Annotated in this window: 11 protein-coding genes; 4 read left to right on the top strand and 7 right to left on the bottom strand. The window is 61.2% G+C overall.

The window, feature by feature from the left end; translation table 11 throughout:
- Window positions 1-175: 175 nt before the first annotated feature.
- Window positions 176-1258: a hypothetical protein gene (locus FHW94_RS09415; RefSeq protein WP_168555355.1), complete on the top strand. Its 1083-nt coding sequence runs from the start codon at window positions 176-178 to the stop codon at window positions 1256-1258.
- A 64-nt stretch (window positions 1259-1322) separates the two neighbouring features.
- Here FHW94_RS09415 and FHW94_RS09410 read toward each other — a convergent pair whose 3' ends face one another.
- On the bottom strand, window positions 1323-3125 hold the full coding sequence (locus FHW94_RS09410; RefSeq protein ID WP_168555354.1) for a diguanylate cyclase: 1803 nt from the start codon (window positions 3123-3125) through the stop codon (window positions 1323-1325).
- Between the two features lie 705 nt (window positions 3126-3830).
- Window positions 3831-4190 carry a UrcA family protein gene (locus FHW94_RS09405; protein ID WP_168555353.1) on the bottom strand — a complete coding sequence of 120 codons (360 nt, stop codon included), beginning with the start codon at window positions 4188-4190 and terminating at the stop codon, window positions 3831-3833.
- A 108-nt stretch (window positions 4191-4298) separates the two neighbouring features.
- Between FHW94_RS09405 and FHW94_RS09400 the strand changes: the two genes are divergently transcribed.
- Window positions 4299-5696, top strand: coding sequence for a PLP-dependent aminotransferase family protein (locus tag FHW94_RS09400; RefSeq protein ID WP_349237474.1), 1398 nt, complete (start codon window positions 4299-4301; stop codon window positions 5694-5696).
- Window positions 5697-5744: 48 nt separating this feature from the next.
- Here FHW94_RS09400 and FHW94_RS09395 read toward each other — a convergent pair whose 3' ends face one another.
- Window positions 5745-6887, bottom strand: coding sequence for an aminotransferase class V-fold PLP-dependent enzyme (locus FHW94_RS09395; RefSeq protein ID WP_168555352.1), 1143 nt, complete (start codon window positions 6885-6887; stop codon window positions 5745-5747).
- 140 nt (window positions 6888-7027) lie between these two features.
- Window positions 7028-7486, bottom strand: a complete 459-nt coding sequence (locus FHW94_RS09390; RefSeq protein WP_168555351.1) for a DUF6265 family protein — start codon at window positions 7484-7486, stop codon at window positions 7028-7030.
- A 383-nt stretch (window positions 7487-7869) separates the two neighbouring features.
- Here FHW94_RS09390 and FHW94_RS09385 point away from each other — a divergent pair, with 383 nt between their 5' ends.
- Entirely contained in the window at window positions 7870-8079 is a 210-nt protein-coding gene (locus FHW94_RS09385; protein WP_168555350.1) for a hypothetical protein, read from the top strand.
- A 347-nt stretch (window positions 8080-8426) separates the two neighbouring features.
- On the opposite strand, the gene FHW94_RS09380 is transcribed toward FHW94_RS09385, so the two are convergent.
- Window positions 8427-9329 (bottom strand): LysR family transcriptional regulator, encoded by a 903-nt coding sequence (locus FHW94_RS09380; protein WP_168555349.1) that lies wholly within the window; start codon window positions 9327-9329, stop codon window positions 8427-8429.
- A gap of 99 nt (window positions 9330-9428) precedes the next feature.
- Between FHW94_RS09380 and FHW94_RS09375 the strand changes: the two genes are divergently transcribed.
- Window positions 9429-10271 (top strand): oxidoreductase, encoded by an 843-nt coding sequence (locus tag FHW94_RS09375; protein WP_168555348.1) that lies wholly within the window; start codon window positions 9429-9431, stop codon window positions 10269-10271.
- 148 nt (window positions 10272-10419) lie between these two features.
- On the opposite strand, the gene FHW94_RS09370 is transcribed toward FHW94_RS09375, so the two are convergent.
- Both FHW94_RS09370 and FHW94_RS09365 read right to left on the bottom strand, forming a co-directional pair.
- The gene (locus FHW94_RS09370) at window positions 10420-11007 is read right to left on the bottom strand and encodes a zeta toxin family protein (protein ID WP_168555347.1); all 588 of its coding nucleotides are present in this window, start codon (window positions 11005-11007) and stop codon (window positions 10420-10422) included.
- Window positions 11004-11360, bottom strand: a complete 357-nt coding sequence (locus tag FHW94_RS09365) for a ParD-like family protein (protein ID WP_168555346.1) — start codon at window positions 11358-11360, stop codon at window positions 11004-11006. The genes FHW94_RS09370 and FHW94_RS09365 overlap by 4 nt, the downstream gene beginning before the upstream one ends.
- Between the last annotated feature and the right edge of the window lie 172 nt (window positions 11361-11532).

The raw sequence follows: 11532 nt of genomic DNA, 5'->3' as shown, positions 1-11532 counted from the left end.
CCAACACCGCTCCGGCTCTGACACGTTGGAATGACCGCATTTGGGCAGAGCCGCCACACGGCGAAGGCATCTCGGATGACCGCTGCTTCCCAGCCCTCGACATTCCAATGTGCGGCTAGGGGGTGAGCCTACGACCAGTTTCGACGCTCCACCCCTGGCCGCCGAACGTCGCCTTTTGTGGCGCTATCGCGCGCAGCTCCCTGAGTCGCTGCGCCTGTTTCTGCGCGAACATAATTTCGGGACGCCTTACCCGCGCAAGGCGCTCGATCCGCTCGACGACATGGCAGCCACCTGGGCGGGCGCCGCGTTCGATTTCGAGGACGAGGCACTTCAGAAGGCAGCACTAGCCGTTCGCGCGGCGAACAAGTCGCTCATGGAGCTGGTCTATGAGCGGGTCCACGTCATGAACCAGAATCACAATATGGCCTGGGTGAAGACGGACGAAGATGTCCGGCGCGGCATGCAGCCGGCGACCATGGCCGCCGTCAAGGAGCTCGACAGCCGGTCAACTGCCCTGATCGATGCGATCGACGCCTTCGAGAAGGTCGGGCGGTCACGAATTCGCGTCGCTGCCCCACCGCTCGCCGCCCCACAGGTCGATCCCCGATGGGAAGCAGCTGGGACCGCGGTCAATAAGTTGGCGATGGACCGGATGTGCGGTGGACTCCCCGAGATAGTCGCTACGCTCAGCATGACGCTGCGCATCTTGCCACTTGCCGCCATGGATCGGCCGGCGATCGATCCGAAGCTCGTTATAACGGCCGCTTTGCGCTTTCCGCCCGACATGCAGGTTCGCGTCCAATCCGGCTCGGATAAGCGCCAATGGTGGAGCTATGGGCTTCCGCTGATCCCGACCGACAACAATCCGGAAACCCGGTGGCGCACCCGCTTCGTGCGGCCTGGCGCCATCGAATATGAGGCGATGATCGGGGAGCGGATCGATGACGATCCGCAGGTCGCGGTCAATGGCCGGGAGCTTGAGACCAAGATCGTCACCCATCTCGAACGCCTTGCCAGCGTGCTCATCGAGGTCGGGCTGACTGGTCCAGGACTGGTGTCGATCGCCTTTCGCGGCGTGAAAGATGTCGAACTCACCCGCGCGCGGGGCAGCGGCCGGAGTATCCGCAAACCCGAGCTATTCCTGCCAGAGTTACGCGTGGACGATCTCTCCGCGCCGATGCAGCCGCTGCTGCGCGAACAGTTCAACATCCTCTGGCAAACGTCCGGCTGGGCAGATGGCTCGCCGTCGTTCAGCTGAATGAGCCAACGGCGGCTTCTAACAATCGTCTTCGGAACGAAGAATGTCGGCTATTGGGGCGCGATCAACCGTGCGCCTTGTCCAGCCGTGGTTGGGCGCAGACAACGCGATTGCGTCCGGCTTTCTTGGCACGGAGTAGGGCTGCATCGGCGGTCTGAAGAACCTTGTGCGGCTCACAAATCTCGGGTGTGCCCGCAACGCCAAATGAGGCGGTCACCGTCCCCAGGTCGCCGCCGTCCACGCGCAACTTCAGTTCGCTGATCCGCAGACGCATCAGTTCCGCGCGGTCGATGGCCTGTTCCACTGGCAGACCTGGAAGGAGGAGTAGAAACTCTTCGCCGCCAACCCGTGCGGCAAATCCGCCATCCCGCAAGCAGCCTTTCAGGGCGGATGCCACCTCACGCAACACCACGTCGCCGGCATCATGACCGTAAGTATCGTTGAAGCGTTTGAAATGATCCACGTCGACCATGATGCAACTGAGGGGGTGGGGATGCTGCTGCGCCATGGCGATTTCAGCTTCCAACACCGCCTCAAGGTGGCGCCGATTGGCGAGCCCGGTCAACGGATCGGCCATGGCCATGGCGCGCAACGCTTCCCTCAGGCGCAAGTTGGCGACGGCCAGAGCAATGTTCTCCGCCAGCACCGTAAGATTGGCTTCGGAAGCCGCATCGCTCTCACCGGCGCGATGACTCTCCAAATAGAGCAGGCCCAGCGTTTCGCGCTGAGAGGTCAAGGGCAGGCAAATCGAGTCGATCGAGCGATCCTGCTCCTCGATATGGGCGCACGGAATATCTATGCCGTCACCGCCGGGCCGATGCGGCAGTCCGCGCCGCAGCGCCCAGCAAGACAGGGGCGGAAATTCCGGCGGGGAAGAAGTGGGAGAGAGCCAGGACCCCGCCTCGACCATCACCTGGCGCGTTTCATCCAGCAGATACAGCCTGCCAGCATAGGTCGGCGCGATCTCCGGGATAAAGCATTCGATCACGGATTTGAGATCGTGAAAGGTGTCGCTGGCCTGCATGCGCTGGGTCATGCGCGAAAGCATATCCCGGATGGCGCGATCACTGCTGCGTTCCTGCTCCAGCCTTTGTCGCGCCAGACCATTGTCGCGAAAGGTTCGGATGGCGTGAGCCATATCACCGATCTCGTCGACGTGGGCGAACTCGGGCGGGATGGCGGCGTAATCTTCCGCCGCAAGTCGCGCCACCACATCGCTGAGCTTCACCACCGGATGGATTACCCGCCTGCGGAAGATGAAATACATCACGCAGAGGAATAGGGAAGCGGTGACGGCTAGCGCCGCTTCTGAGGCTGACCTCCAAATTCGCGCCAGGGCCGTGGCACCGGCAACCTCCGTTTCGGTGCGCTGATCGAGCTGGTATTGGAACTTGTCGAACTGGGCCATTGCCCGGTCGAGATCGCGTTCGTAATCGGCCCCGAACAGCCGTTCGATGGCCAAGGACTTGTTGGCCTTCCGGCGTGCGGTAATAGCCTCCTGCTGCTCGTCCTGAAGCTCGTCGATGGCTAGCATGCCAGCTTTGAGCGCGTCCAACTCGTCTGACGATGCGCCTGCATCCAACATGCCGCGCATGCGCTGCTCCACCGAACGCAGGCCTTGGCCTGCTTGCTGATAGGCAGCCAGATCTCGTGCATCTCCGCTGATGACGAATTGCCGCGCCAGACCGCTCAGAGCACCTTCCTCTTCCACGATCTTTTCAGCGGCTCGATCCAGCAAGGCGCGTTCGGCAACCGCTGTGCGTTCCTCATCCTGGGCGTGGGAAGCGAGCAGCATCGTTCCCCCGGAAATGAGGGACAATACGACGGTGACGCCATAAGCCCAGTTCGTGATGGTCGTCAGTCTCATGTAGACTGGCTATAGGTCGAGTGCTTAGGAGTGATTAACCACAAAGCAATATTCGCGCCGGCTGACCTGTGCCCTTGTTCGACGGTCCACTTTCGATGCATCGTCGCGCGCCCAAGATCCGCAGCTTCGACGGCGATTCACGTGGTTCCTGGCTCGAGGCCACTCACGCCGTCCACGCATCGCATTGACAGTGAACGATTGTATCACTCGCGGCTCATTCGCAGTTCGAAGTCAGCGAGTAGAAAACAGACTTACTGCTATTTTAGGTCGGTCGGTTGCGAGCTGCTTTGCGCAAAGTCCCGTCGGCAGCCATGCTTGAGTCAAAGTGGCAGGAGATTGGCTCGCGTCATGGAGAATAAGCGCAAAACCCAGCCGTGGAAACTTGCCGATCGCATCAGCAGCATCGGTGACCCAGCCTTGATCATCATGCTGTTACCCGGGTCACGCCCGATTTGAACACCCTCCGGCGTTTCAAGGCAGGTATCACAATTCCGACAATGTGCGTTCGATCCGGTTCGCTACCGCGCACGGCTTCGCTGACGCGGGCTCCGCAGCGCATAACGGTGCCATGGTCGACCTGTTCGTTCGACCCGGCTGAAAGTCCTGCGGGTCGGGCTCCGAGATCGAAATCGCATGGGGTGGTGCATGCTCCACCCCATGCGCTCATCTCGATCTATACCGAAATTGACGTCACGCGCGCGGACGCTAACGATGCGCGGCCCACCATGCGCTCAGCTGTGTATCGCCGACTTGGCGGACGGCACTATCCATCGCCTGATGCCAGCAAGGGGATCGGCGCACCGCCGCTTGTACCTGGGCGAAGCTTTCGTCTGATGCGCCGCAGGCCTGCATGGCGGCCTTTCCCAAACGCGCGATGTTATGCCGCGCCATGGCGTCGCTGCGCACCGGCGCGGCGGGCCGGTGCACCTTGATCTCAACCCGCTCGCCAAAGGGATCGGTGTGCGCGCTGGACGGCACGGCCCAGCCGCTCAGCACCGCCAGAGTGGCGAACAGCATCGGGGTGGAATGTTGCCTGAAGCGGTACAAGCCTTGGGAATTCATCATCTCAACTCCATGCAGGAACGAGCCTGTCTCTGCACTTCAGGGGCTGGCCGTGCCATGGACAATGCAGTACGATAGTAATGAACCGTACTGATATGATGGAGAGTACACTTGCAGCCGCAGCACGCGCCTAGCAGCACCAAGGTGGAACAGGTGATGGCCCTGATCCAAGGCCGGATCGAGCGCCGCGCGCTGGCCGCAGGCGCACGTCTGCCATCAGTGCGGGCGATGGCGGACAGTTCAGGCTTCTCCAAATCGACGGTGGTGGAAGCCTACGAGCGCCTCGCCGCGCGGGGGACGATCCATGCGCGCCCCGGATCGGGCTTCTATGTAGCACCGGTGCTCGCCCCTTTCACGATCGCCGATGCTGAACCCGAGCGCGAACGAGAGGTCGATCCGATCTGGGCGCTGCGTCTCTCGCTCAACGGGCGGCCCGGCGCGCTCAAGCCCGGCAGCGGATGGCTGCCTGAAAGCTGGCTGCCCCAAGAACTGCTGCGCAAGGGATTGCGCCATCTGGCACGCCATGGCGATGGTGACACGCTGCTGGGCTACGGCTCACCGCTAGGGCTCGGTTCGCTGCGCCAGCTGATCGCCCGGCGGCTGGCGGATCAGACCATCGAAACCTCACCCGATCAGATCCTGCTCACCGCCTCGGGCACGCAGGCGATCGATCTGGTCTGTCGCTATCTGATCGCACCGGGCGATGTGGTGCTGGTGGACGACCCAACCTATTTCAACTTCCACGCCCTGCTGCGCGCGCACCGCGCCAGGGTGATCGGCGTGCCCTTCACGCCGCAGGGACCCGATGTGGAAGCATTCGCGGAGGCCGTGACCGCCCATGCGCCGCGGCTCTACATCACCAATTCGGCGATCCACAATCCCACCGGCGCCACACTTTCGGCGCAAGTGGCACGGCGCGTGCTGAAAATTGCCGAAAGCGCCGGCATGGTCCTGGTGGAGGACGACATCTTTGCCGACTTCGAAACCACCCAGGCCCCACGCTACGCCAGTTTCGACGGACTGGAACGGGTGATCCGCGTGGGCAGCTTCTCCAAGTCGCTCTCGGGCAGCCTGCGCGTCGGTCATGTCGCGGCGCGGGCAGATTGGATCGCGGGCCTGGCCGACCTGCGCATGGCCACCGGCATGCCCGGCAATACCGTGGGCGCCAACCTGGTCCACCAGATCCTGACCGACGGCAGCTATCGCCGCCATATGGAGCAGATCCGTGCGCGCCTTGCCGATGCGCGTGGCAATGCGGTCCGTCGCCTGAAGGCCCTTGGCCTGACGCCCTGGATCGAGCCTTCGGCGGGCATCTTCCTGTGGTGCCGCCTCCCCGCTGGCATTGATGCCACTGCACTGGCGCGCCGCGCGCTGGAGGAGGATATTGTGTTGGCGCCGGGCAATGTCTTCAGCAGCAGTCAGACGGCCTCGGGCTTTATGCGGTTCAATGTGGCGATGATGGATGACCCGCGTATCGATGCGGCTTTGGGACGGTTGTGCACAGGGTGAATGGCGCTTTCGGCCTGCGGAGCTGATTTGCAGCAGGGTCTGTTGGTTTTAGGCCATGACCGCCAAATCGGCCACGGCCTGCACCAGCGCATCGACGTCGTGCTCGCTCGTATAGACCTGCGGAGCGGCGCGCAGCACCGTGTCCAGTTCGCGTGCCGCCATATCGATGGGCGCATGCGCCTTTTCCAAAACGCCGATGCGAATGCCCCGCCGTGCCAGATCGGCCATGACCTGAGCGTCAGGGATGCCAGCAATGCGGAAGGCGACGATGGCGGAAAGGTCCTCGCCGCTTTCCATCATCGTGACCCCGGGCAGTGCGCTCAGGCCTGCGCGCAGGTGACCGGACAGGGCGGCAAGGCGTTCGGCGATGGCTTCCAGTCCCACTGTCAGCGCGGCCTGGATCGCCACGCCCAGTGCCATACGCCCGGCCTGGTTGGCTTCACCCGGCTCATGCATGCGCGCGTCCGAACGCGGGCGCCCAATCTGGTCGGCCATAAAGGCGGGATGGGCCGTCAGAAAATCGCGCTCGACATAGAGCAGCGCCGTCCCGCGCGGTCCGCGCAGCCATTTACGCCCGCTGGCCGCCAGCCCGTGGCAACCCAAAGCCCGCACATCGACCGGACGCTGACCCAGCATCTGGCAGGCGTCGATCAGAAAAGGCACGCCGATGTTGCGGGCCAAAGCCCCCACTGCCTGCGCCGGATTGACGATGCCGCTGGTCGCCGGACACCAAGTAAGCAGGATGCAGCGCGTGGCCGGATGGACCATTGCTGCCGTGGCGCTCACATCAACGCGGCCATTGGCGTCGGCGGGCATCACGTCCACCACCACGCCGGGCAGATCGGCCAGCATGCCCAGCGTGCCGCCCCAGCAGCTGCGATCGACCAGGACATGATCGCCCGGTTCCAGCCGCAGCGAAAGAATTAGCGCCTGAAGCGCGCGGTTGCCGCTTTCCAGGAAGGCCACTTCATCCACATCCGCGCCGATCAACCTGGCGGCAGCGGCATAGGCTTCGGCCAGTTGTGTCTCATGGCGTTGCGCTGCTTGAGCGGCGCCCCACTCGGCTTCCTCGACCAGATAGTCCTGCAGGGCCTGAAGCACGGGCGCACTGGGCAAGCCATGCGCGGCATTGGCAAAATAGACTTCCCGCGAGGGGCGGGCCGGGGCGACGAAGATGGCGGGCGTGCGCATGCGGATTCCTTCCGAAGATCGGCCCTTTCGTTTCACAAGCAAACCGTGAGCAAAAGAGACGGTCCCGCGCGATCGGAGTGAACTGTATCGGAAAGAAGATCAGCACGATCATGCCTGATAAGCATCGCGCTAGGTCGGAATCACTGTGTTATGGCCGGGCATGCGGCGTTCAACGGCGCGGCGGTATAGTTCCACTCGATCGAGCGAGTCTGTCCCTCGATGATACCCTCAATGCGTCCCGTCAGCCGGTTGCCGTGGCGCGTGTAGATCACGCGCTGCGGGAAGTCGTGGCCGATATTCTCGAATATCACCTGACCAGGGCCGACAGATATGGCGCGGAAAGAGGTTGGCGCCTGCCCTTTGGGATTGGCGAAAAAGGTGAGTCCCTCCGGCGCGATCTCGATCCGCGCGAATTCCCAATCCGCTCGGTTGCCGCGTACCGATTTGCTCACACCCAGCATCACATCGCCTCGGGCATCGGTCCAGATTTCGGACGTCTCATGGCGAGGCGTGCATTCCAGCCAATGACCTGCCATCCATGACAGATCATTCACCTGTTGAGGCAGTGTCGAAGCGATGGCGGCGAGGATCATCAACATCTTTTACACGTCCGACGGTAAAAGCCCGGAAGGGCAATGATACTCTGCGCGGAAGAGCAGGTAAAACGACATCTTCCGACCAATGTCCCTTTCCTGCCGCAGCTTGCGCGCCATCCACGTGCATACCGACGTGCGGAGCGGTTGGCTCGGCGAGACATTGCGAAACTGCATCTCCCAATCAAAGACAAAATTGCACGACGCCAAATCCTAAAATCCCTACTTTGCGGTGAAATACAGCCGAGCGAGCGTTCCCGCCGTTCCATTGGCGAGTTCGCGGTGCGAGACAGGACATTACTCAAACCTCGCGGTTCGCGTCTGTCTGCGGATATTGCCAGATGCGTGCTTATTTTCGCAGGGCAACGTTTACGGGGAGGATGAGTTAGATGCGATCGACCGAGCTCATCGGCCTGATCGTGCCAGTGGCCCTCGGAATGGTGAAGGCGGCCGATGCAAAAGCTGCAAACGAGCAAAGAGAACCAAAGGCATTTGCGCTTGTGAATCGGAATGGTTCGATAAAAAATACCAAGCTATTTATCGCCCATTACAGAAATTATGAAAATGGGAATGCAAAATTTGATCGAAAACACGTATAGACGTGATGTATTAGTTCAATATATTTCATATGCTAAATTTAGAATTTGGCCCATTTTTGGGATTATACTGATACAATACATGGTACGTATTGCTCAAATATTCCTGCATCACGCGGAGCTAACAGAATACCTTATCTTGGTGACGACATTGGTTGCGGCAACCCCGCTTTGGCCAGTGTTGGGCTTATGGCCACACCCTTCAATGTGGCAGTCCCCCGGCCTGCTATGGCGCACTCTTAACGGGCCGATCATCCCTGATCTCGGCGCGATGAATCAACGGCCTGTTCCGACGGAGCATGCAGGAGCCGCGAATGACTGCTCTTAAGGCGTTATGAGCACCAGCATCATCAAAGCTTAACGTGCGCCTCCTCGTGGCAAAAATCTATAAAGGCCCGAAGCACGGCAGGGAGTTGCCGGCGACTGGGGTAGTAGAGATGAAAGCCGTTGTAAGGAGGACACCAATCCTCCAGCACGCGCACCAGCCGCCCCGCAGAGACCAGATCGGCGACTTGTCCCTCGAAGGCATAGGCCAGGCCCACACCATCCAGCGCGGCCTCGATCATCAGCGACTGATCGTTCATCGACAGCGGACCATCGACCTCAACAGTCAGATCGACGCCGTCGCATTCGAACTCCCAGGCGTAGTAACGGCCACTTTCGAAGCGAAGGCGGATGCAAGGCAGGGTCTTGAGGTCTTGGGGCATCCTGGGGATCGGGTAGCGCTTGAAAAAGGCGGGCGAGGCTACCACCGCCGATCGCTGGCGCGGGCCGATGGGGACGGCGATCATGTCCTGCGCAATGGTTTCGCCAAAGCGGACTCCGGCATTAAAGCCGCCCGAAACCAGATCGATCAGCCCGTTGCTGATGACCAGATCGACCCGGACTTGCGGAAATGCCACCAGAAAGCGGCTGATCATCGGGCGCAGCACCATTTCGGCAGAGGAGCGCGCGGCGTTGAGCCTGAGCGTGCCGGTGGGCGTGCCCCGGAAATTGTTGAGATCGTCGAGTGCGTCGTCAATGTCGCGAAAGGCGGGGGCAAGGCGGGCGTATAGCTGCGCTCCAGCTTCGGTCAGGGTAACGCTGCGGGTGGTGCGGTTGAACAGGCGCACGTCCAGCCGCTCTTCCAATGTTCGCAAGGCATGGCTGAGGGCGGAGGGGGTGCAGCCGATGGCGTCGGCTGCGCGGCGAAAGCTGCCATGGCGAGCAATGGCGAGGAAGCTGGCGAGGTCGCCGGGGCCGATGCTGCTCATTGATGAAATTTGCTCAGCATGATGAGGAAAATTGCGTCGATTATCTCACGTTTGGCGCCGGAGTAAATCCGCCCCACGGCATCAGGCAGGAGAGCTTCCATGCGCATATGGTTCATCACGGGCGTCAGCAGCGGTTTCGGCCGAGCTATCGCGACGGCAGCCTTGGGTGCTGGCGATACGGTGGTCGGCAGTCTACGGCACGAGGAGGATTGCGCCGCTTTCGAGGCGCTGTCTCCCGAGCTGGCGCATGGCGTGTTACTGGATGTCACGCAGGATGCCGCAATTCCGCCACTCGTGGAGCGCATCGAGCGCGAAATCGGGCCGATTGACGTCCTCGTCAACAATGCTGGCTATGGCCATGAAGGGCTGGTCGAGGAATCAACGATAGATGAGCTGAGGCGCCAGTTCGACGTCAATGTCTTCGGCGCGGTGGCGGCGATTAAGGCTGTTTTGCCCTTCATGCGGCAGAGGCGCCGTGGACGCATTCTCAACATCACCTCGATGGGCGGTCTGATGACACTGCCGGGGCTGGCCTATTACCATGGCAGCAAATTCGCGCTGGAAGGCATTTCGGAAAGTCTGGGCAAGGAGGTTAAGCATCTGGGCATTCATGTCACTGCCGTCGAGCCTGGATCTTTTCGCACCGATTGGGCCGGGCGTTCTATGGTCCGGGCGCCGCGCTCAATCGCTGATTACGACGCGCTGATGGACCCGATCCGGGCAAAGCGCGAAGCTATCAGCGGCCATCAGGCGGGCGATCCGGTGCGGTTGGCGGCAGCCGTCCTGAAACTTGTTGATGCGCAGGATCCGCCTGCGCATCTGCTCTTGGGATCAGATGCCTCGCGTTTCGTTTCTGAAAAGATCGCGAGCCTTCAAGCCGAGTTTTCTACATGGCATGCCGTTACGCATTCGACCGATTTCCCCGCGCCAGACGTCAAATGACAAATGGGGGAGGCGCCTATCGGGTGCTGCTCTGCGGATGGCTCAGCCGCGCCAACATGGCAATAGCACAGCGTCGGCAGTCGATATGAACAAAGGGTCGGTTTCAGGGTGGGTTTGGAAAACGTATATGGCGGCTTTTAAGGCGATCCTAAATAACCAGGTCCGCCGCGTAGACAGACCTGATCCACCTTGGAAGATGAGGCAAAGCGAAGACCAGCCGCCCATCCGAGAAAGTGAGGCAGTGGGTGAGCGACTGGTTGAGGGGGGAATTGTCGAAAACCATGCCGCGGTCAGCCTTGAGGATCGCTGCTCGAATGAAAGGCGCGCCGCGCGTGTAGCGGGCGCGGATCTTGTCTTCCGGCACAATATGCCCGCCTTCCTCCACGCGCGCGGCGACACGCGCTACGGACAGCTCCGGCGTATTGACGCCGACATGCATCACGATGACAGTGAAGCCGCTGGCGCGAGCCTCGTCTATGAGCGCGAGCTTGGATGGATGGGAGAAGACCGTCTCGGTTACGAAATCCCGACCCTGCGCGAGATATTCGGCTCGGCGCGCGGTGGCGATCTGTGCTGCCTCATAGGATGCCTGTGGTGAAGGATTACGGAGTTCCTCACGCTGGATGATGTCTGCGTTAATGAACGGGCCGGCGAAGCTGGGGGCAACACGAGCCTGATAGAGCGTGGACTTCCCGGAGCCATTCGGCCCGGCAAGTACGATCAGTGTCGGTTTCATTCCTCGCTTGCAGTCTTCCCGCGTACGAGATTGCCAGCGGCATCGAGGCCGACGCCGAGACCAAGCTGTCGCCGACCAGCGAAATAGGATTTTTCGTCAGGCCCGGGCTGTCCCATCTTTTCGACGAAGCTGTCGAGCCAGACCTCCTTTTCCTCACTGGTGAGTGCCGTGGTCTCGATTTGCCCTGCAAGGGCCGCGGTGATTCTGGCATGATCGAAATGACCGGACAGCTCGATCGCGCGACCAATGCGCACCCAATGCGCGACCTGGCCAGCGACCGACCGGCTTTGCAGTTCGGATTCGCGGCGTACGATCTTCATGATGTCATCGGCAAGTTTGATCGACTGGGCCATACCTCACCTCTGCACGTAGAGGTAGCATTTTGCTACCTCCTTTTCAAGGCTGATCACGCAGTTCGAAAGTGCATGCCCAAGAGTTCGGGAACTCGGCGATTGCGGCGCGCCTTCGGTCGGCAAAGGGCAATCAGCGGGCGAGCTGATGCCAAATGATGCGCTGGATGTCTCC

It is taken from the genome of Novosphingobium sp. SG720, from assembly GCF_012275365.1.
Taxonomy (GTDB): Bacteria; Pseudomonadota; Alphaproteobacteria; order Sphingomonadales; family Sphingomonadaceae; genus Novosphingobium; species Novosphingobium rhizosphaerae.
The sequence above is the reverse complement of the archived record's forward strand: the minus strand, read 5'-3'. Positions and strand labels throughout refer to the sequence as shown.

Excerpts from the sequence above, each read along its gene's own strand:
- FHW94_RS09390 (WP_168555351.1), bottom strand. The coding sequence starts at position 7,486 with ATGTTGATGATCCTCGCCGCCATCGCTTCGACACTGCCTCAACAGGTG.
- FHW94_RS09405 (WP_168555353.1), bottom strand. The coding sequence starts at position 4,190 with ATGATGAATTCCCAAGGCTTGTACCGCTTCAGGCAACATTCCACCCCG.
- FHW94_RS09380 (WP_168555349.1), bottom strand. The coding sequence starts at position 9,329 with ATGAGCAGCATCGGCCCCGGCGACCTCGCCAGCTTCCTCGCCATTGCT.
- FHW94_RS09385 (WP_168555350.1), top strand. The coding sequence starts at position 7,870 with ATGCGATCGACCGAGCTCATCGGCCTGATCGTGCCAGTGGCCCTCGGA.
- FHW94_RS09395 (WP_168555352.1), bottom strand. The coding sequence starts at position 6,887 with ATGCGCACGCCCGCCATCTTCGTCGCCCCGGCCCGCCCCTCGCGGGAA.
- FHW94_RS09365 (WP_168555346.1), bottom strand. The coding sequence starts at position 11,360 with ATGGCCCAGTCGATCAAACTTGCCGATGACATCATGAAGATCGTACGC.
- FHW94_RS09375 (WP_168555348.1), top strand. The coding sequence starts at position 9,429 with ATGCGCATATGGTTCATCACGGGCGTCAGCAGCGGTTTCGGCCGAGCT.
- FHW94_RS09410 (WP_168555354.1), bottom strand. The coding sequence starts at position 3,125 with ATGAGACTGACGACCATCACGAACTGGGCTTATGGCGTCACCGTCGTA.
- FHW94_RS09370 (WP_168555347.1), bottom strand. The coding sequence starts at position 11,007 with ATGAAACCGACACTGATCGTACTTGCCGGGCCGAATGGCTCCGGGAAG.